This window comes from Actinomadura oligospora ATCC 43269, from assembly GCF_000518265.1.
Classification (GTDB): domain Bacteria; phylum Actinomycetota; class Actinomycetes; order Streptosporangiales; family Streptosporangiaceae; genus Spirillospora; species Spirillospora oligospora.
Map to the genome: position 1 here is coordinate 252,755 of NZ_KI912411.1, position 20,340 is coordinate 273,094.

General features: G+C 69.3%; 18 protein-coding genes. 7 read left to right on the forward strand and 11 right to left on the reverse strand.

The window, feature by feature from the left end; genetic code table 11:
* Positions 1-11: 11 nt before the first annotated feature.
* From P696_RS0138165 to P696_RS55330, 3 genes are all read right to left on the reverse strand, one after another.
* Entirely contained in the window at positions 12-1,325 is a 1,314-nt protein-coding gene (locus P696_RS0138165) for a serine hydrolase domain-containing protein (protein WP_026416438.1), read from the reverse strand.
* 457 nt (positions 1,326-1,782) lie between these two features.
* The gene (locus P696_RS57705; RefSeq protein WP_026416439.1) at positions 1,783-2,508 is read right to left on the reverse strand and encodes a helix-turn-helix transcriptional regulator; all 726 of its coding nucleotides are present in this window, start codon (positions 2,506-2,508) and stop codon (positions 1,783-1,785) included.
* Entirely contained in the window at positions 2,478-3,812 is a 1,335-nt protein-coding gene (locus P696_RS55330; protein ID WP_211245964.1) for an ATP-binding protein, read from the reverse strand. Before P696_RS55330 ends, P696_RS57705 begins: the two co-directional genes overlap by 31 nt.
* A gap of 113 nt (positions 3,813-3,925) precedes the next feature.
* On the opposite strand from P696_RS55330, the gene P696_RS50905 reads away from it, so the two are divergent.
* The 3 genes from P696_RS50905 to P696_RS0138190 all read left to right on the forward strand — a co-directional run bounded on the left by P696_RS50905 (position 3,926) and on the right by P696_RS0138190 (position 5,594).
* Entirely contained in the window at positions 3,926-4,387 is a 462-nt protein-coding gene (locus tag P696_RS50905) for an alpha/beta fold hydrolase (RefSeq protein ID WP_051468797.1), read from the forward strand.
* A gap of 302 nt (positions 4,388-4,689) precedes the next feature.
* Positions 4,690-4,884 (forward strand): CsbD family protein, encoded by a 195-nt coding sequence (locus P696_RS0138185; RefSeq protein ID WP_026416441.1) that lies wholly within the window; start codon positions 4,690-4,692, stop codon positions 4,882-4,884.
* Between the two features lie 338 nt (positions 4,885-5,222).
* Positions 5,223-5,594 carry a hypothetical protein gene (locus P696_RS0138190; protein ID WP_026416442.1) on the forward strand — a complete coding sequence of 124 codons (372 nt, stop codon included), beginning with the start codon at positions 5,223-5,225 and terminating at the stop codon, positions 5,592-5,594.
* Between the two features lie 101 nt (positions 5,595-5,695).
* On the opposite strand, the gene P696_RS0138195 is transcribed toward P696_RS0138190, so the two are convergent.
* The 4 genes from P696_RS0138195 to P696_RS50915 all read right to left on the reverse strand — a co-directional run bounded on the left by P696_RS0138195 (position 5,696) and on the right by P696_RS50915 (position 10,589).
* Complete coding sequence (locus P696_RS0138195; protein WP_026416443.1) at positions 5,696-6,178, reverse strand: hypothetical protein; 483 nt, start codon at positions 6,176-6,178, stop codon at positions 5,696-5,698.
* 69 nt (positions 6,179-6,247) lie between these two features.
* The gene (locus tag P696_RS0138200; protein ID WP_157430177.1) at positions 6,248-6,673 is read right to left on the reverse strand and encodes a hypothetical protein; all 426 of its coding nucleotides are present in this window, start codon (positions 6,671-6,673) and stop codon (positions 6,248-6,250) included.
* A 23-nt stretch (positions 6,674-6,696) separates the two neighbouring features.
* Positions 6,697-7,161 carry a hypothetical protein gene (locus P696_RS53390; RefSeq protein WP_051468799.1) on the reverse strand — a complete coding sequence of 155 codons (465 nt, stop codon included), beginning with the start codon at positions 7,159-7,161 and terminating at the stop codon, positions 6,697-6,699.
* A 344-nt stretch (positions 7,162-7,505) separates the two neighbouring features.
* Positions 7,506-10,589, reverse strand: a complete 3,084-nt coding sequence (locus tag P696_RS50915) for an AfsR/SARP family transcriptional regulator (RefSeq protein ID WP_051468802.1) — start codon at positions 10,587-10,589, stop codon at positions 7,506-7,508.
* A gap of 289 nt (positions 10,590-10,878) precedes the next feature.
* On the opposite strand from P696_RS50915, the gene P696_RS0138215 reads away from it, so the two are divergent.
* The 4 genes from P696_RS0138215 (at position 10,879) to P696_RS55335 (ending at position 14,629) form a co-directional block, all read left to right on the forward strand.
* Positions 10,879-12,081 (forward strand): hypothetical protein, encoded by a 1,203-nt coding sequence (locus P696_RS0138215; RefSeq protein WP_157430178.1) that lies wholly within the window; start codon positions 10,879-10,881, stop codon positions 12,079-12,081.
* A 149-nt stretch (positions 12,082-12,230) separates the two neighbouring features.
* Positions 12,231-13,238, forward strand: coding sequence for a hypothetical protein (locus P696_RS0138220; protein WP_157430179.1), 1,008 nt, complete (start codon positions 12,231-12,233; stop codon positions 13,236-13,238).
* A gap of 229 nt (positions 13,239-13,467) precedes the next feature.
* Positions 13,468-13,944 (forward strand): NUDIX hydrolase, encoded by a 477-nt coding sequence (locus P696_RS0138225; RefSeq protein WP_026416447.1) that lies wholly within the window; start codon positions 13,468-13,470, stop codon positions 13,942-13,944.
* 214 nt (positions 13,945-14,158) lie between these two features.
* Positions 14,159-14,629 carry a DUF4265 domain-containing protein gene (locus tag P696_RS55335; RefSeq protein ID WP_170026710.1) on the forward strand — a complete coding sequence of 157 codons (471 nt, stop codon included), beginning with the start codon at positions 14,159-14,161 and terminating at the stop codon, positions 14,627-14,629.
* Between the two features lie 57 nt (positions 14,630-14,686).
* Here P696_RS55335 and P696_RS0138235 read toward each other — a convergent pair whose 3' ends face one another.
* The 4 genes from P696_RS0138235 to P696_RS56640 all read right to left on the reverse strand — a co-directional run bounded on the left by P696_RS0138235 (position 14,687) and on the right by P696_RS56640 (position 19,974).
* Positions 14,687-15,532, reverse strand: a complete 846-nt coding sequence (locus P696_RS0138235) for an IS5 family transposase (protein WP_084338943.1) — start codon at positions 15,530-15,532, stop codon at positions 14,687-14,689.
* A 215-nt stretch (positions 15,533-15,747) separates the two neighbouring features.
* Positions 15,748-17,037, reverse strand: coding sequence for a hypothetical protein (locus P696_RS0138240; RefSeq protein ID WP_157430180.1), 1,290 nt, complete (start codon positions 17,035-17,037; stop codon positions 15,748-15,750).
* Positions 17,038-18,440: 1,403 nt separating this feature from the next.
* Positions 18,441-19,226 (reverse strand): relaxase family protein, encoded by a 786-nt coding sequence (locus tag P696_RS59490; RefSeq protein ID WP_425394183.1) that lies wholly within the window; start codon positions 19,224-19,226, stop codon positions 18,441-18,443.
* Positions 19,227-19,518: 292 nt separating this feature from the next.
* Positions 19,519-19,974 carry a hypothetical protein gene (locus P696_RS56640; RefSeq protein WP_157430181.1) on the reverse strand — a complete coding sequence of 152 codons (456 nt, stop codon included), beginning with the start codon at positions 19,972-19,974 and terminating at the stop codon, positions 19,519-19,521.
* Between the last annotated feature and the right edge of the window lie 366 nt (positions 19,975-20,340).

A 20,340-nucleotide genomic window follows, 5' to 3' on the forward strand; every position in this document is an offset into this window, starting at 1 on the left:
CCGGCGAATGTTCAGCCCTGGATTCGTCCGCCCGCACGAACGCCCGCGCGGACGTCCGCCCGGCCTGTGTGCAGGTAGAGGGCCCGTCCCTCCCCGTCGTCCCCCAGGAAGGCGACCGGCCCGTGTCCGGGCGCGACCGGCAGCAGCGCGTCACCCCGCCATGCGACGAGCTCCGTCCGGAGCGGCTCGTCTCCGACCTCCGCCGCGATCCCCAGCGGAACCCGGTCGAGCCACACCCGCCCGGCGTCGTCCTGGCTGACCGTGGTCTCGCTCGTGTCCGACACGTAGGTGCCGACGTGGCGCGTCACGTTCACGCGGGCCGCCGGATCGGGGACCGGCTCCTCCGGTGGCTCCAGCACCCACCCGCTGATCTCCTTCATCAGCGGCTTGGGATTCCCGCCGTTGGTGAGGATCGCCAGGACCACGTCGCGGGTGGGATCCACGCGCAGGATCGCCGACTGCCCGATCGTGTTCCCGTCGTGCCCGAAGACCAGCCCGCCCGGCAGGTCGTAGAGCTCCCAACCCAGGCCCCACGCCGTCCCCCACCCGATGTCCGGCAGCATGACCTGCGGCTCCCGCATGGCGCGCAGGTCCGGGTCGGCGAGGTGCGCCCTGGCGAAGGCCACCAGGTCCCGCGCCGTCATGGCGAGCATCGACCCCGCGGGGGCGTTCGACCGCGCCATCGCCCACACCGGGCTCGGCCTCCCCCCGAGATGCCCGACCGCCGCCCGATGCAGGATGGCCTCGTACGGGTCGTTCGCCGCGTGCGTCATGCCGAGCGGCGTGAACAGGTCATCCCTCATGCACGCGTCGAACGGCCTGCCCCGTACGACCTCGACGATCCGTCCCAGGACGCAGTAGCCCGCGTTGTTGTAGGAGAACATCTCGCCGGGCTCGAAGAGCTGCGGAACGTCCGCCAGCAGGTCCACGTACAGGGCGAGGCAGTCGTCGCCCTTGCCGGTGTCGGTGAAGACGTCCCCCTCGAACCCCGCCGTGTGGGACATCAACTGCCGGACGGTGACCTCGGGAAATCCCGCCCGGAACCCGGGCAGGTACGCGCCCACCCGGGCATCGGGGTCGATGGCGCCCTCCCCGGCCAGCCGCATCACGAGGGTCGCGGTCAACACCTTCGTGATCGACCCGATCTGGAACACCGAGTCGACGGTCGCCTCCACGCCGGTCGCGGCGCTCAGAACCCCGGCGGCCTCCTCGACCAGCTCTCCGCCGGCGCTGATGGCCACGGCCACCCCCGGCACCCCGTGCTCCTCCGCCAACCCCGGCAACCGCTCCCGCAGCCGCCCCCCGACCTCGTCAACCCTCATCATCCGCCTTACCGTAAACCAGCCGCACCCCCGGTGAACTCGTCCACCCCGACCACCCTCACCCTCCCCTTTCGTCGCCCCGGCCAACACCTCGCCGCGCGACGCGACGCCGCTCACCCGGGCGCCGGGCCCGGCGCTGAACGGCTCCAGTGACCTGCTCGCGCAGCCGGGAGGACGGGCACGGCTCCAGGACGGCGTTCGCTCCTGATGGTCAGCGGGCGTTGTGAAAGACCAGGCCAAGGGTGACGTTCACCGAGGCGCTCTCGTGAGGTGGACGAGGTCGCTCGTCCAGTCGAAGGGCACCAGGGGCGGGAGGCCGTGGCTCATCAGGACGGCGCCGTGTTGGACGGTCCCGGTGGCCGGCCCAACGCCCGCACGGCCCGGCCGACCAGCTGCGATACCGCTTCCACGCCTCGCGTCGCGTGGTTCGCGGGTGGGCGGCGGTGGCCGTCCGTTGCGGTCAGGTGTCGTCGTGGAGGACAGAGGCGAGTTTGCGGCGCGAGGTGATGGCGAGTTTTCGGAAGACCTTCGTGAGGTGGTACTCGACCGTGGAGGTGCTGAGGAACAGGCGGGCCGCGATCTCGTCGTTGGTCGCTCCGGCGGCGGCCAGGCCGGCGACCTGTTTCTCCTGCGGGGTCAGGTCGTGCGTGGTCTGCTCGTTGCGTCTGCGGGGGCGCTCGCCCGTTGCCAGGAGTTCGGTCTTGGCCCGTTCGGCGAAGGCCGCGGCGCCCATGGTCGTGAACATCTCGTAGGCGATCCGTAGTTCGGCGCGGGCGTCGGCGCGGCGTCGGCGGCGGCGCAGCCACTCGCCGAACAGCAGGTGGGTCCGGGCGAGTTCGGTCGCGATACGGGTGCGGCCGAGCAGGTCCACCGATGCGCGGTAGTGCTCCTCGGCCTGCTCGTCGTCGGACATCAGCGCCCGGCAGCGGGCGAGGAGGCCGAGGCCCCACGGGGTCCCGCCGGACGTGGCGCGCTCTTCCAACCGGGTCAGCGCGGCCTTCGCGGCGGTGTTGTCGCCGCTGCGCACGCCCGCCTCGACGATCTCGTGCAGGGTCCGGGCGGCGAGGCCGGGCTTGTCGCTCTCGAACGAGGGCAGGGCACAGGCCAGCGCTTCGCTGTAGTTCCCGACGCTGATCTCCAGGACGGCCAGGGAGGTCATGGTGAGGTCGTCGTCCTCTGTCGCCATCGCCCGTACCTCGGTCTCTGCGCCGCTCCAGGCCAGGAGCTCGATCCGCTGGGTCGGTCCGGGGTGCGGCTGTCCGACGACGTCGGAGAGTTCGGCCAGTTCGTCGTGGAGCGCTTCGGCCGCCTGGAACCGGCCCGCCCGGAGTTCCCAGGTGGCACCGACCATGAGCGTGCTCCGGGCGCGCCCAGCGCCCCGTGGGCCCGGTCGTAGGCTTCGAGCCGCTTCCACGCCCGGCGTCCGCCCTCGTCGTCCCATACGTCGTCGGCCGCGGACATGCTGACGATGGCGAGAGGCAGTCCTTCCTCGGTGAGGTTCGGGTCTGTGCCCAGGGCGGTCAGCGCGCTGCGCATCAGCGGCACGGCGGACCGGTGGCCGACGGCGATGCGCGTGGCGTAGCCGTTCAGGAGCAGGTCGGTATAGGTCGGCGCCGGGGGTTGCGTCGCGGGTGACGCCAGCACTTCGCGAGCGAGGTCCTGTTGGGTGAGCGTGACGGCGTGGCCGTCGGTGAGCAGGACGGCCTGGAGCGCCTCGAACATCATCCTGCGTGCCAGGCGTGCGTCCAGTCCGGCGATCGACTCGGCCGCCTCCAGGAGGATCGCGGGGGCGGCGGCGAACCGGCCGGAGTAGATCTCGGCCGTCGCCCTGGCCTGGCGGGCGAGGGCTCGGAGCACGGGATGCTGGAGGCCGTGCTCCGCCCTGTCGAGCATCCGGCCCGCGGCGGCGGGGTCGCCGGCGGCGGGCGACGAAGGCCAGGACTTCGGCGGACTCCCGGTCGAGCCATTGCGCGTCGTCGACCACGCAGAGGAGCGGCTGAGGTTCGGCGGCTCCGGCGAGAAGGGTGAGGGCGGCCATGCCCGCCAGGTAGCGGTCGGCCGGGGCCCCGGCAATGCGGCCGAACGCCGTGCGCAACGCGTCGCGTTGCGGGGCGGGAGGGCGTCGATGCCGGGCAGCCAGGGACGCAGCAGGCGGTGCAGCGCCGCGAAGGCGAGGCGCGTCTCCGATTCGACTCCGGCGATGCGGACGGCGCGGACGTCCGGGTAACCGGAGGCGGCCTGGTCGAGGAGGCTGGTCTTGCCGATCCCGGGCTCGCCGACCAGCACCAGGGTGCCGCTGTGGCCCTCACGGACGCCGGAAAGCAGGTCCGCCAGGACGCGCAGCTCCTTGTGACGGCCGACGAACGGGAGGGGCGCGACGACGTCCGCCGCGCTGACCAGGGTGTCCGCCGCCCATAGTTCTCCGGCCAGGACGCCGACCGGCGTGGTGTGCGCTTCCGCTTCGCGGGCGAGTCCGACCTGGCGGTTCATGATCGCTGGCAGACGAGGCGGGTGGCCCGGGCGCGGCGCGCGGAGCCGGTGCGGGCCGGTGGGTTCCAACGCCTCGAACTCCGCCGCCGACACTTCCCGTCGTCCGCCGCCCTATGCACCGCAAGGACGCCGTTCCGGGTCGTCCGTACGCCCTCGGCGAGCCGGTGAGCGCTGTGCTGACCGCGCCGGGCGGCGAGCTGCGCCCGGGTGCGGCCCCCAACCCCTACGCGGCCGGCGGCCAGGACGCCGACGTCTACATCGACCCGGCCGACTTCCGCGCCGTCTTCGCCGCCGACGTCCCCGCCGGGACCGCGGCCGGGATGGCGGCCACCCAGCGCCCGCTCTCGGTCACCGCGCAGACCGAACCCTCGGGCGACCCGGCCTGGAAGACCATCCCGTCCTGGGCTCTGATCACCCTCGACGACAAGGCCATCCCACCCGCTGGGCAGAAGTACATGGCCGCTCGCGCCAACGCGCACGTCGAAACCGTGCGTTCCTCGCACGCCGTCATGGTCTCCCACCCGGCCGCCGTGACCAGAATCATCCTGAACGCCGCGCGATCCCTGTCCAGCTAAGCATCGACAGCTCCACCCCGACGGCCGGCCCGCCCGCGACACCCACGTCCTCACCGAGCACCATGTCGACAGCGCCGCCGCCCGAGGTCCTTCGGAGGACATGACCCCCACCCTCCGAAGGACTCTCACCGCCGACTCAGACGAGGCGTCCGTGGGAACGGAGAGAATCCCGGCCGGGGCACACAACCCCTTTGACCAGGGGATCCCTGTGCCCTCACGTGACCGAACGCACTCGCCCGCTCGCATGGTTCGATGCCCGGCGGGCAGGTTCAGACGCGTACGGCCAATCGGAGGGAGGAATCATGGGTTTCCTCGACAAGCTCAAGAACAAGGCACAGCAGAGCAAGGGGCGTGGCAAGGAGGCGGCCGGCCGGGCCGCCGACGATCCCTACCTGGAGGCCGAGGGGCGCAAGGACCGGGCCGCCGGCGGTGCGAAGCAGGTGGGCGAGAAGGCCAAGGACGCCGCCCGCGAGATCCGCCGAAGCACCGAGAAGTGACCCCGCACCAGTGGCCGGCACGCCCCACACGTCCCGACCACTGACCAATCCTCGGCTTTTCCAGGCAGGAGCGTCCTCGCCGCCTTGGCGGCCATCGGCCCGCGTCTCCTGCGGGCTCGCTGAGAACGGCGGCCCACCGAGATCCGCCGCGTACGGCCTCACTCCTTGGTGAGCGGGGCCGGGTACGTCGTGCATGGGTGGCGATCATGACGCCGACAGCCGTGTAGAGCACCGCGAGCTGGGCCGGCAGATCGCCGGTCTCGGCCGCGCAATCGGCCCTGGCCGCCGATCACGGGGGCTGGCGGCCGTACCGGAGCCAGCCGTTCACCGACACGGGCGTGTGCGCGTTCACCGTGCGCGGCGACATCGTCCAGGACGAGGAGGAGGTCCGCACGCTCCAGACCTACCCGGACGGCACGGTCAAGCTCGAGGAGTTCCGGGGCCCGCTGGTCATCCGCTTCACCGGCAACGGCCACTCGGTCGTCCGGGAGGTCTCGGGCTACGGGTGGTTCCACCACCTCAAGGACGGGACGCGGCGCGCACGTATCGACGGCGGCTTCAGCACCGGCGTCAAGCAGGGCAACATCGGCTATCCGGCCGGTGAGTACATCATCCAGGGCAAGTTCAACGTCGTCATGAAGGCGGGCGGGAACCAGATCATCTATCCCGCACACGCGACGGTCGAGGTTCTCTGCCAGACCCTGGCATGACGGGGGCTGGCCTGGATCCAGCGCAGCCTGGATCCAGCGCAGCCTGGATCCAGGCCAGCCCGAAGAACGTCAACGGTCGCAGGGTGGTGGGGGCGTTCGGGTTAGCAGTGCCAGCGGGTTACTGCGGAGGCGCGTTCGCCGTTCCAGGTGATTCCTGCGCTCGCCCATACGCAGTGGCCTGCGCCGGGGACGGAGACCGGGCCGGCGTAGTAGGCGTAGTTGGCCAGGCCGCCGCCGGCGGGGTCGGAGACTTGGAGGTTGTACGGGGGGCTGCAGGGGGTGCTGCCCGCACACTGGTAGATGGTCACGCCCATTGGCTTGACGACGCCCCAGTCGACTGAGGCTGAGGTGGCCGTCGCGCAGTTCTGGCCTGTGGAGCTGTTCCAGTACAGGTTCAGGTAGCCAACGGTCGTGGATGTCTGGACGGTGTCGATCGGCTCGGTCTCCACCAGAGTGCCGCTGCAGCCGTCGCTCGCAATGGCGGGGCCGGCAGGGACGGCGGCCAAGGCGCTCTCGTTGTTCACGGCAGGTAGGAGCATTCCGACGGCGAGGGTCAGGAGCAGCGGGACGGCCTTGAGCTTCATCGTTCTCCGGTCACATTCAGAGGCGGCCCTGCCGCATTGGCACGTCAGGGCAGCCTCACTCGAAAGGGGTCAGCAGCGGACGTCGGTGGCCTTGTTGGCCACATCCGGGTACCAGCCGACCGCGACGGTGCACTGGTCGAGCGTCGCCGCACCCCCTGACCACGCTTCGACGACCTGGCCGGGGCAGCGGAGGTCTTCCAGGAGGCGGCTGCCATTGCTCTGGACGGTCGCGATGGAGATGCAGATGTCCCAGTTGCTGTGCGCGTTGCGGTAGCTCTGCCACACGTACGCGTAGGCGTAGTTCTTGCCGCAGCCCTTGAACTGCTTGACCGACGCGAAGGTCTCGCCGCTGATGGTGATGTAGGCGGTCGAGCCGATCTGGACGGTGCTGGAGCAGCCGGGCGCCTGTTCAGCGTGCGCCGCCGTGCTGATGCCGAGGGTCATCGGGGCTGCCAGCGCGACGCCGAACATCGCGCGGGTGAGCTTCCTCATCATGGGTTCCTTTCCGTGGTGATGGTTCAGCCGCACCGCTGGTCGGTCTGGCCGCTGCTGCTGTAGGAGCCGAAGAAGAGGGCGGCGTCGGCGTAGGTGCACCGGCCGGCGCCGGCGAAGCCGGGCGACCAGAAGTCCGCCTGCCGGGTGTCGTAGGTGATCCGGTGGCCGCCGTCGACCTCCACGCCGGGCGACTGGACCCAGATCTCACCCACGTCGACCGTCCAGGTGCCCGGGTGGCTGGAGCGGAAGGACTGCCAGACGTAGGCGTAGGCGAAGTTCTGGCGGCAGCTCGGCGACCAGTACTGCTTGATGGACATGGCCGGCTGCCCGTTCTCGTCGGACACCACCTTGGTGCTGCCGACCTGGTAGGCGTCGGAGCAGGAGCCGATCTCGGACGCGGAGGCCGGTGTGGCCGCCGCGACCAGCGGGGACACGGCGAGAGCGAGCGCGGCCAGTCCGGTGGAGACGCGGGGTATCGAGCGGTGCAAGGTTTCTCCCTTCGAAGGTCCGGGCCGTGCCCGGCGGTGCGGGCAGGCCCGAGGGGATCCGGTCGAGGTCGAGGAAGGGGGCGCCGACCAGCCGGCCGACGGGTGATGTGCCAAGGCTCCGGGGACGGGCTTCCGAAAACCTTCCGCCCCACTCCCCTCCGATTACCGTCGATGCACAAAGGCACAAGCGTCGCGGAGGCGGTGGCCTGGCACTGGTCGGGGTGACGTCACACGCTCAAAACGGTGAGTGCCACCATCGGCGCATCAGTTACGGGAGCTGGCACGCGTACTGCCCCGCGCGAGGAGGCGTTCGTTTCTCGACCTGCTGGCGAAGGTCTCGGAACCTAGTGGGAGACGCTTTCGCTCCCTGTCCGTTCGGGTGCCGGTTCCAGGTCCGTCATCAGCTGGTCGAGGCCGTCGACGGCTGTCAGGTTCCCGATCTGGCGGCAGAGGGCGCGGGCCGTGAGGTAGGCGGCGTGGGCTTCCAGGTCCCGGCCGCACCTCCGGTACGCCACCGCCAGCCACGCATGGACCTGCGCGAGGAAAAACGGGGAGGTGGACGACCGGCCCGGATTCCTGGCACTGTCCAGGTGGTCGATCGCCTGCGCCACTCGCCCCTCGGCCAGGTCCAGGCGGCCCATGACGTAGCGCGTCTGGACGCCCCCGACGTTCATGTTGAGCCGGGACAGCAGATCCAGCCCTGAGCGGATGAGCGACGCCGCCCCGGGCTTGTCCAGTGACAGTGCCGACATCCCGCGCGTGAGCAGCGTGAACGCCTCGGACCGGACGTCCCCGCGATCCCGGTACAGCGCCAGCGCCTGCCCTGCCAGGTCGAAGGCCGCGGCGTGATCGCCGTGTTCTCGCTTGATGATCGCCAAGCGCTGGAGGGTGGTGGCCCGTTCGTGGGACATTCCGTGCCGCGTGGCGCGGTCCAGGCTTCGTCTCATCGCCGCGACGGACTCGGCGTGGCGGCCCTGTTCATGCTCGTTGAGGGCGAACTCGCGCTCGGCCCGGACGGCGGCGAGGTTGTTGCCGGCGCGTCCGGCGACGTCCCGTGCGCGGTTCAGGGTTTTCGTCGCCTCCTGGTGCCGTCCGGCAAGCCGCAACAGGGTGGCCCGCGTGGTGAGGGCCTCTGCTTCTGCGGCGTGATGTCCGAGTTCCTGGAAGGTCTTCAGGGCGAGCTCGACTTCTCTGAGCGCGTTGTCGAAGTTCTGGGGCAGGAGGCATCGGGCCAGGCCGAGGCGTGTGGTGGCTTCGCCCATCCTGTCGGCCGCTTGCTGGCAGAGCGTCAGGGCCGTCCTGTGGGTGTGTTCCCAGTCGTCGTACTGGCCGCGGAGTTCGAAGAACTCGACGAGGTGGTGGCAGATGCCCCAGGCCGTTGTGGTCAGCCCTGCTTCGCAGGCTTGGGAGACGGCTGTGTTGAGGGCCAGGCGTTCTTCGTCATACCAGGGCAGGGGGTCGGAGATGATCTCCTCCGTCTCCCGTTCCGTCAGCCCCGGGTATGCCGTGGCCATGTCAGGTGTGGGGCTCCAACCTCGGTGGGCTCCGGTGTGGGCCTGGGCGGTGCGGACGAGCTGGAGCCAGGCGTCGCTGATGCGGACGAGTGCGGCGTACCTGGCTTGCTGGGGTTCTTCGGCGAGGCATTCCCTGGCGTACAGGAGGACCAGGTCGTGGAAGCGGAGGCGAAGTCGTCCGCCGGGGCCGCTTCTGGCGACTTCGAGGAGTCGGGCGTCGATGAGGGCGTCGATGAGATCCTCGGCTTCGGCAACGGGAACGCCGAGAAGAGGAGCGAGCGTCCAGGCGGCGAAGTCGGGGACCTGGATGAGGCCGAGCATCCGGAACGCGCGGCGTTGGGGTTCGCTCAGGCCCTGGTAGCCGAGGGCGACGCTCGCGCGGACCTCCATGTCGCCGAAGGCGAGTTCGTTCAGGCGGCGCCGCTGGTCCCTGAGGCGTTCGACCAGGCGGGCCAGTGGCCAGTGGGGTCGGCTGGCCAGCCGTGCGGCGGCGATGCGCACGGCCAGTGGCAGGTGGCCGCAGAGCCGGGCGATGTCGTGGGCGCTGTCGAGCTCGGCGGCGACGCGTTCGGCTCCGACCACGGCCTCGAGGAGTCCGACGGCCTGCTGCGGTGAGAACACCTCCAGGTTGAGCGTCTGCGCGCCACTGAGCCCGGACAGTCGGGAGCGGCTGGTGACCAGGACCGAGCAGGACGGTGAACCAGGCAGCAGTGGCCGGACCTGCGCTTCGCCGGCGGCGTTGTCGAGGACGAACAGCATGCGCCGGCCGGCGGTTCGGGAGCGGAACAGCTCTCCGGCTTCGTCGGGGTCGTGGGGCATCGCGCTGTCGTCGACTCCGACGGCGTGCAGGAACCGGTGCAGGACGTCGATGGGGTCGGCGGGACGGGCATCGTGGCCGCGCAGGTTGACGTACAGGCGTCCGTCGGGATAGTCCGGTTCGACGTCGTGGGCGACCTGCAGGGCCAGAGCGGTCTTCCCGACTCCGCCCTGGCCGCAGATCACCAGCACCGGTACCGCCGGACGCTCCACCGCGCCGCGGGCCAGGCGCGCGCGAATCCAGTCTCTTTGCGTTTCCCGGCCGGTGAAGTCACCGATCGCCGCCGGAAGATTCACCGGTCGCGGCACCGCCGCCGCCTGCGGCGACTCTGGCTCGGGCGCGCCCACGTTGAGACTCGGGTCTCCTGTCAGCATGGCGTGGTGGAGTGTGCGCAGCTCAACGCCGGGATCCAGGCCCAGGCGGTCCGCGAGAACTCCACGGCACTCCTCATATGCGGCCAACGCGTCCGCGCCCCGCCCGGCACGGTAGAGGGCGAGGATCAGCTGAGCCCAGAGCCGCTCCTGACAGGGGTGCTCGGCCACCAGGATCCTGAGCCCGGCCACCAACTCGGCGCTTCCGCCGAGCCTCAGCTCGGCATCGGCCCATTCGAGGGCGACGGTGAGCCGCCGCTCCTCCAGGAAGTTCTCGGCTCCGCTCAACCCGGGAGCGGCGTCGGCGATCGACCGTCCTCGCCACGTCCGTAACGCCGCACGGAACCGCTCGGCGGCCTCTCGCACTCGTCCTTCGGCCAGATGGGCACGGCCTGCCCTCGCCGCAGCTTCCATTCCGGCCAGATCCAGTCTGTCCGGTTCGACATGCAACGTGTAGCCACGCGCATGCCGCTCGATCGAGCCCGTGCCCAGCAGCGAACGCAGCTGCGAGACCTGTTTGTGGAGTTGCTGCCCGGCGGTCGTCGGGGGCTCCTCGCCCCACAGCCAGTCGATGATCTGGTCGGCCGCGACATGCCTCCCCGCGTGCAGCGCGAGCCCGGCCAGAAGCGTCCGCTGCTTGGCCCCGCCGAGCTGCAGCCGGTCCCCGCCTCGCCACACCTCGATCGGCCCAAGGATGAGGATCCGCACGCGGCCCCCGTCGCTCATCCGCCCGCCCCCGTCCCCGACGCGCCGCCCCCGCACCGTCAAGATCACCCCGCCGGTGCGCCCGGGTCAAGTCTGTGTCAGACCTCGGTCGGCGCGGTTCCTCGCTGTTGAGGTTGAGGGGGCGCATGCCCTCCGCGGCGGTGGAAAGCGCCTGCCGCCCCACCAGACCGTGTCCGAGGTTTGTCAGCCCTGCTGTGCTCTCTTCGAGCCGTCAGGTGATCATGGGCCTTGGCGTGATCCGAGCGCCGGCCGCTGTGGCCGGTGCGCGACTCCCGAGGGAGATCTGACAGTGGTCCTTCGAACCCGTCTGAGCGACCGGTCCCGTGTGCTCGGCGTCGTTGCCGCGGTCGCTGCGGCATCGCTGGTCGCCGTGCCCGGCGTCGCCATAGCCGACAGTGATCCTCCGGGGTCGGTGTTGTCCAATTACGAGACCGCGACGGGCGCGGTTCTGGGACGTGACGCTGGGCAGAGCTCGCCGATTCCCGGGCAGCCGGGCAAGAGTCTGTGGGTGTTCGGCGACACGCCGATCGCGGTCAACGGCTCCGTCTGCGACTGGTGCTTCATCCCCGGAAGTACGGCCGCCGTCAGCACCAACACGCCTGGCAAGGTTCCGGCCGGGCTCAGCGAGCTGCCCACACCGCCTGCGGCACCGACCCTTCCCAACAGCGACGCACCGAAGGTGTTCCTCCCGAACCGGACCGACCTGAAACTCCCAGGCGGGGCGGCCTGCGGCACCGACAGCTACTCGGCGTCCTGGGTGTCGGGCGCGACGCCGGGGCCCGACATGCCGCTGCGCTACAACGGGATCTCCTACAACGCCAGCAAGCTCGTCTTCCTCACCTACGGCACGTTCTGCGTGACCAAGAGCGCCATGATCAACGAGGGGTTCGGCGCGACCTTCTACGACCCCGCCGCCAACACCTTCGTCGCTCCGACGACCATCCTCGGCCAGACACCCGACGGCACCGAGAGACCGTGGCAGGAGAACCTCAGCTCACCGATCTTCTCCTCGGACGGCTACCTCTACATGTACGCCACCTGCAGCCCGTTCAACTGCTCGGGCGGCGGAAGCACCACCGTCGTCCGCACCCCGGTGACCGGGTGGAACAGCGGCCCGTCCTACCAGTGGGCGGCCTCGGCCTCGCCCACGGGCGGCGTCACCGGCTGGACCAGTACACCCGCCCAGGCCGTGACCGTCCTGCCCGGCCAGGCGGCGCTCACCCAGGTGGACGTCAAGTCCTATCCGGGCCACGGACTGATCATGCTCGGCCAGACCGACTTCAACGGCGCGTACCAGAAGTGGACGGCTTCATCCCCGGCGGGCCCATGGAGGGCGGGATCCTCCGGTCGGCTCGGTGAGTGCGCCACCTACACCAGCAACTGGTGCTACGCGTTCACCGGACACCCCGAACTGAGCACCTCGACCGGGACGATGGTGTCCTACTTCCGTCCCGACAGCAGCCGCATGCGGATGGACGTCGTCCCCTGGTAGCAGCGGATCCGTCTTCGCCCAGGTAGGCCCTGCGGACGGTTTCTCAAGGAGGCGAACGTCCGCAGACCTCAACGGCGACCGCCGAACGACCTGCGGCGGTCCAAGACCGGGACCGGAACCTGCGTGATCGCCGTTTCGTCTGAATCGGTATGCCCGAAATCGATCCGTCGGCCGTTCCGAATTCACCCGACGCCTGGCATGCCCTCGCCACCGAATGGGCCCAGGCATCCGGCGCCCTCTCGCAGCGATACCGGGACCTCATGCAGGGAGCGACCAACCACCTGGACGCCGATCCGCATGGCCCGTACGCCCTGGCGTGGCCGCTGGGCGTCCTGGCAATGACGGCCTGTCTGGGGGGCACGGCACTGCCTGATGCGGAGCCTGTCGTGGCGGCCCTGACCGCTGCGTCCGAGCGACTGGACGGCGCGCCCTGCGACCACATCGACCACCCGTATCTGACGGACTTCGACGCCAAGGCTCTCGCCTGGAAGCTCCGGCCGGAGGAGATGGTGCTGCGGATCGTGGGCACCGGACCGCCACTGGACGATCCCGACCGGTGGAGGTGTCCGCTCAACGTCGCCGGGTTTGCGCGGGTGGCGGCCGAGGCGGTGTCCCCCGGCACCTTCGACGACGTCCCTGTTCAGGCCCCCGCGAATACCGGGCGGGGCTTGGAGCACCTCTCCGACGTGATCTATGACCACCCCTACGGCGACCCGTACGAGACCCTCGTCGGCGAGACCCGTGAGCTGCTGGAGGCCGCACTCCAGAACGCGCCCGGACTGCCGGGCCTGGTGGTCACCAACTGCGCACTGCTCCCCTATGCCGCCTCCGAGCGGGTCGAATCCGTCGAGGTCCTGGACGAGATCATCACCGCCCTCGAAGCCGCCGCGCGACGCTGCGAGGACACCCCGAGGTGCGACCACGCCACCCATCCGGACCTCACCGACTTCGAGGACTACCGCAAAGACGCCGAACTGATGCTCACCCCCGGCGGACGGCGCGCCTACCGATGGCGGCAACGTTCGCTGGGCGGTATCCCGCTGGAAGCCTGGACCTGCCGCCACCACCTCGGCATCGAAGCCGAAATCGCCCTGGACGACCTCCGCGAAGCCCGCGCCGACCTGACCGCCGAGGCCGAACAGGCCGACGAAGCCTGATCAGACCAGGCCGACGCCGCCACCCGTTGAGGATCGAAACCTAAGGCAGCGGTGGCGATCCGCATGGACTCGGACGCCCAGTCGGCCGTCCCGCCACGGCTGACTGCGCTGCCCGCCGTCACTCGGAGAGCACACCATCATGACGGAGCGAAGTCATAACCTGACTGGACGCGTTCAGGACGTCGAACGCGTCTGGGACGGCGCAACCCCCGACACCGGAGGCGTGAGCATGGGACGCAGGATCGACTACCACGACGACCCGAACGCCCCGAAGGCCAACAGCCTCGTCCCGTCCGTGAACGTCGTCGTCACCAACGGCAAGAGCGAAATCCTTATGATCCGCCGCACCGACAACGACAACTGGGCCCTTCCAGGCGGAGCCATCGACCTCGGCGAGTCCATCGCCCAAGCAGGCGTCCGCGAGACCAAGGAAGAGACCGGGATCGACTGCGAGATCACCGGCCTCATCGGCCTCTACTCCGACCCCAAACACCTCATCCACTACACCAGCAACGACGAAGTCCGACAGGAGTTCTCCATCCTGCTCACCGCCCACCCGACCGGTGGCGTGCCCCGTCCCAGCGACGAGTCACGCGAAGTCGTATGGATACCCGCTGAGACGGCGGCGGAGCGCAGGATGGATCGCTCGATGCGACTGCGCATCGGCCACTACCTGGCACGTCCGGCAAACCCGATCATCACCTGATCGGTCACGGAGCGCATGACGCGAGCTGGTGCCACGACACCTCGTTCTCAGGCACCCAGCGAGGGAAGAGTAGACGGACTCCTCAGACGGTGCAGGCGTCACCCTGAGCAGCCCAGACGCCATCCCATGCCCATGGTGCAGCATGGCTCCACCCCGCCTGCGCCCGCAGCCGTCAGCGCGAGCGGGCGGGCGGGCTGCTGCGAAGATGTCGCTCGTGACTTCTGATAGCCGATGCCATCAGCACCTGAATCTTCTGGCCGGGATCGGGACGGCTGGGCAGCCGGTCCATGAACAGGTTCCCGCGGCGCAGGTCGCAGGTGGCCGCTATCGCTTGGAGGCGACCCCCGCCCTGGTCGACGGCTGCGCCGCTGGAGACCTGGTTGAAATTGATCATGCTGGACGGGTCAGTGTCATTGAGCGGGGCGGGAACCTGGCCGTCCAGTCCTTCAGCGAGCACGATGCGTTCGACGTTGATCAGGTCGAAACGTTGCGAGAAGCGTGGGCGGTGGAAGGCGGACTGGTCGAAGCCCCGCCCCACCTTCGGTTCGTGGTCGTCACGGTTCCAGCGCGGATCGGCTTTCCTCGCATTGAGGCGATCACGAACCGGTGGTCGGAGACCACGGGAAGCGGCTGGTCCTTCGGCAATGTCTTCGATAAGGAAGGGACGCCCCTCAACTGGTGGTAGGCGTCAGGCTCCTTCTAGACACTCAGACCAAAGGCTCTAGAGGGTGTCTGAGAAGGTTCAGGCTGGGGCACCGGTGAGCCGGTGCAGCAGGATCATGCTCATCGCGAGGTAGATGACGTTTTCCGAGGTGGCGGCCAGGTATTCGTAGTCCTTGGAGAGTCGGCGGTACTTGCCCAGCCAGGCGAAGGTCCGCTCGATCACCCACCGGCGCTGCACCAGCGCGACCGCCGGGACCGGCGGTGGCGGTGTTCCGGCCTTGGTCCAAGTGCCGCGTCCGCTGCCGTCACGACGCACCACGATCTGGATGTCGACGTCGAGCTTGTCACGGGTCCAGTCGTGGAACGCCTGGCCGCGGTAGCCCTGGTCGGCCCACACGCGCGCAAGTCGAGGCAGGTCGGGGCGGGTGCGTGCCAGCAGCACCAACGCACCGTCCCGGTCGCTGACATTCGCGGGGCTGACGCAGACGCCCAGCACGGTCCCGAAGGTGTCGGTCAGCACGTGCCGCTTGATTCCTGGCACCTTCTTCGCGCCGTCGTACCCGTGCAGGCCGCCCCGGTCGGTGGCCTGTACGCTCTGGCTGTCCAGGATGCCCGCGCTGGGCGTCGCCTCCCGCCCCCGATACCTGCGTTCGTGTTCCCGCAGGTGAACCAGCAACCGCTCCCACAGGCCAGCGATCCGCCAGGCCCGCCAGTAGTGATAGACCGTCTGCCACGGCGGCAGGTCACACGGAAGCATCCGCCAAGCACATCCCGACCACACCCAGTAGGCCAGCGCATTCACGATCTCGCGCCGCGAATGCATCAGCGGGCGACCACGCGGCTTCGGAGGCGGGATCAGTGGGGCGACCAGCGCCCACTCGCCATCGGACAGGTCAGTTGGATACCGGTGACGGACCAACGTCACGCCCTCCACACTCAGGACGCGGCACCACCGGCATGCCCGACCTGAATCTTCTCAGACACCCTCTAGTCCCATCGGCATGCCAGGTCGCGACCACCTCCGTCGATGCTGCCGGGATCTCGGCGAGGGCGGGCCGGTGACTTCCCTCACGCCCACGTCTGACGGGAGTCCGCGATGGCAGCGAAACGACGAAGGCGTCCAGGCTCCCTGCGTTTCGGTCAGCGGACGTCCACGTAGTCGGCGGCCTGGACGGGCAGGTCGAGGATGTCGCCTGCGAAGACCGCATGCCAGGTGCCGTCCTGCTTGGCGGTGAAGGCCCTGGTGAAAGCACCGTGGGCATCGGTGCGGACCGTGGCCATGCCGACCCACTTCTTCGATCCGCGCGCCTGGAAGTAGATCTTCACCGTGCGCTTGCCGAGGGCCTTCCCGCCGGGCGCGAGCAGCGTCCCACGCGCGGTGAGTTTGTGTCCCTTCCGCACGGGATCGGGTTTGGCGGACAGCCGCAACATCGTGACATATCGGACGTCCAGGTGCACGTTGTAGGACACGCCGCCCGTCTGGTCGCTGCTCGGGTCGATCCGCGCGAACCATGTCCCGCGCTCACCCGCCTTCGAGGTGTGTTTGACCGACGCCGTGCCGTCGCCGCCGGTCCTGCCGGACGCGATCAGTCGGGCCGGGTCGCCGGAGTCGGGACGGAAGTACAGCTTGAACGGCTCGTCGGGCAGTGGCCACGTCACGACAGAGTCGTAGTTCGCGTCCGGGAAGCGACGAATGCTGGTGACCACCTGGAAGGTGGACGGCCGTCCCGGGACGGGGCGGCTCTCGGGCGCATATAGCCAGATCGACGTCGGGTGGACGGCCCGGATCGGCGTCGGAGCCGTTGAGGTCAGCTGGTCGTACTCGTACGCTTCGGAGTACAGCGTCGCCACCCAGCTCGCGCTGTCGCGGATCTGGATCTTGCCGGAGAACCCGGCATCGGCCCCGACTCGCATACCGGCGATGTTGTTGACGGGCGAGTTCAGCGCCTGCACACCGACAATGCCAACGAACGGCCGCCATCCGCCGGACGTCAGAACCTCGGCGCGCCCGGACACCGTCACCCAGCCGCCCATCTTGGAGCTCGCGGGCAGCGGGTTCAGGCTGAGCCGGGTCGGGCGCTGCGTGATCGTGAACCGGTAGTCGGCACAGCCCTTGGCGTAGGTGGCGTCGAGGTCGCTACAGGCGGTTAGCACGCGGTAGCCAGGATTGGTCATGGTGACGGTGAATCGACCGTCGGCGTCGGTGCTCGTCTTGTCCTGCGAGCGACCATCGGCGAACACCCGGACCGTGTGCCCCGGCAACGGCACCAACGTCCCGTCCGCCTGCCGCTGCATCAACCTGCCGGACACCGTGACCTGCCGGTGGTCGTAGTCGAGATGGTCGGCACTCGCCGCCGTCTCCACGATCTGCGTCGCAACACCCGCCCGTACCGGCGAGGCCAGAGCGGTACCGGACGCCAGCGAACCCACGCCGACCAAACTGACAGTGAGAACAACGCCGAAGCGGCGCATGCGCATAAGGTCTCCTCGGTGTTCCGCGCACAGTGACGCCCCCCGGCCCGAAACGCGCGAAGGCAGCACAGAATCTCAGAGACCACCCATATCCACAAGATCAACAACGCTTTCCAGGTCAGGCCAACACCTATGGCCCCCTGCCGTTTCTGCTCACACCTGTGATCGGTCCGGATGAACCGCCGGTTGAGCCTCTGCCGAGGTTTATGAAGGAAGCCAGACCTCCTGTCCTCAGGGCACGCGGCTGTTGAACCACCAGGTCCCTCGCCATCCGCTGGCCTTCAGCGAGTGCCGGTGAGGGGTTCGGCAGGAGAGGACGAGCAGACCGATATCGCGGGCTCACCATGGTTTCGGCTCCTGCGGACTCCTGACGGAGTCACCTGGCGAGGAGTGACCCGACCAAGTCCCGAAACCAGACGCACATGGCGGGCGTCCAGCTTCAGGGCGAATTGGTTGGTTATGCCGATTGACTCGGCAGCGCGTGAGTGCGGAACTTCGAGCAGGGGCAGCCACTGCGAAACACTGGTGTGGTTGCTAGCGACGCCTCCCCGAACGGATGTGAGCGTCCAGGTCTGTGCAGGTCGTCGGTCACGACCGGATTCACCGGAGATCACTCCGGACTCGAGGTGATTCACCTCGCTCCCCTACTGCGTCGGGAACGGTCAGTGCCGGGCACGCCAGCCGTCGGAGGTCGAGGAATACTCAGGGGCGGCGGGGCCCAGGCGTGTGGAACGTCCGCCATCGCGACGGTCACGGGGCTTGGCTGTCGCGGTTCGTCGTGAACGAACCAGGGTGTGCGGTCGTGCGCGGGCTTGGAGAGGTGCGTACATGCGGCCTTTGCAGCGTCACTTTGTGCTTGGTGACGGTGGAGATGGTGCAGGTCGCCGATGGTGTCGATGAGGGTCAGCAGCACGGCTGCGAGTGCTGCGAGGATCTGAAGACCAGGGCTACCGCTGGTTCGGACCACGGCCAGGATGCGGGCCGCGCTCCGGAGTCGGTTCCCGCTGGGCGTGGGGTGTGGGATGCGGCCGTAGGGTGCGCGGGCGGCGAGGTCGTAGGCGTCCGCCGCCTGGCCCAGGTGGTGGTTGCCGGTCGCCTCGGCCGCGGAGCGGAGGAGGTCGGCGGTCGCCCAGCAGGCGTCGCGTGCCGCGTGGGGATTGGTGACGGTGTGGCGGCGGATCTCGGCGGTGGCGAACTCGGCTGCGCGGGCGACGTCGCGGTAGATCGCACGGCGTTCTTCGGCCGAGAGTTCGATGGCTGGTGTCGGGGATGGGGGTCGGTCCCAGGCCCGGCGCAGGTTCGTCCAGGACAGGCCCTCTGCGAGTTCGCCTCCGGAGTACCAGGCGGGGCGGCCTTGGGCGTCATGGTGGTCTGGGAGGGTGACGGTATACCCGGTGATCACACCGGGGTCTTGGACGCGGTGCCTGGTCTGGACGATGACCCCTGCGGCGTCCAGGTGGGCGAGGAAGTCTGCGGTGGTCCGGGCCCTGTCCGCGGCTTGACGAACGGTGGTCCGGAGGCAAGCGCGGACGGTTCGTCCGTCCAGGCCTCGTCCGGATACCGGTGGAACGACCGTGGACCAGCGCGATCGGAGTTTGGGCAAGGTCAGGTCGGCGGCGAGTTTGCCGCCGCCGTACCAGACCACTGGTCCTGTGGCCTTCCGATAGCTCGGCAGCGCGACCGCGTAGCCGGGTCGCCTGGTCTGGGTGGTCTTGGCTGTAGCGGTGGCGGACCAGTACCCCGGCCTCGCGCAGCCGCTCGAAGAACTCGGCCTCCGTCCGTGCGGTGGCGGCTGCGTCCTGGACGTGGCGGCGGAGAGTGGAGCGGGATCCTCCTGCCAAGCCGAGATGCCGAGTCTTCTGCATTTCGCCGCGGGTGGGGCGGCGGACGGCGGTCCAGTCCGCCGGGGCGGTCCGCCGTAGTCCGAGTTCGTCTTCCGCCGCGCGACAGGCGTCCCGGATCAGGTATCCGTTCTGCCAGATGTTCGGACGAATGCCGTCGGTGCGGGCCAGCGTGGCGGCCACGTGGATGTGGTCGTCGGCGTGCCGGACGGCGATCCAGCGGACGCCGTTGGGGTCGCCCTCCGGCGCGAGTCCGAGACGGTCCATCATCTGGTCAGCGATCCGCGCCCATTGCGCATCGGTCAGGACCGGGTCCTCGGGCGCGGCACGCAGGGACAGGTGCCAGACGGGTTTGTCGTAGTTCCGGTCCCCCAGCAGCTTCACAGGGTGTGTGAGCAGTGCACCGAGTCGGCGAACGTCTCGCGTTCCGTCCTGCCGCCACGGAGGTTCGAGCTCTGCGGGATCGCGGAATCCGGTGACAACGTGGGCGTCTTGGTGCTCGCCGTTGTTGCCGGGGCCGAACAGGTAGCGCAATAGCCTGTCCACCCGGTTGCCCTGTACCACCCGGCCGATCACGCCTGCTGTCCAGGTCGCCTGGTCACGGCAGGTGCCTGCAGATCTCGTCGGCCACCCGATCGACCTTGTCGACCACCTGAGCGCAGGCATGGGCGTGTGCGGCGAGCTGCTGCGTCAGTTCCCCCGAACCCAGCTCCGTGATGGCCTGGTTGAGGTTCACGCTCAGCTGCCGGACTTGCCCGCCGACGTGCATCAGCTCCTCCAGGAGCACGCGGAGTTCGGCGTGACCTGGCTGGCGGATTCCCTTTGCCTCTGACATCACCGTGTGCGCGACGAATGCTCTGACGGCCCAGTGCGGGCGGTGCGCGGCCTCCCGGACGTCTGCGTACTCCTGCTGGGACAGCTTGATGGTGATCTTCTTGTCTCGGGGTGGCGACTGTGGCCTGCGGCGGTTCTGGTCGGCGCCACGTCTTCTCTTCGGTGTCTGCTCGGAGGTTCGTTGTTCTGGCAATGCTGCCCTCCACACGAGATCGCGCAATCGGGTCCGCGCTCCCCGGCGCGCTCGGCCAGAGAGCGAGAGTTCTGAGACTTCATTTCTTGTCCCGCCGGAGCCAGAGCTCGTGTGAGCGGCTACGGCCCACACGCTCGCGTTCAACTCGCACAGCCCTCACTGCGGCGCTCACCAGGAGCGCGTCGAGGCATGCGGAACGCTCCGCGGAAAGTGGGAGTGATAGCGAAACGCCGACGTTGGCGGGGAGCTCGGCATGTGCCGCCACTACGAGGCTGAGCAGGTCAGCCGGGAGATCTTCCCGTGGAGGGAGTTCGGCGGACGCCGGTCACGTTGGCGAACGAACGGCATCTCGCGTTGCGCGCCGAGTCGTCCTCGCTGGTGCTGGCGAGCTGT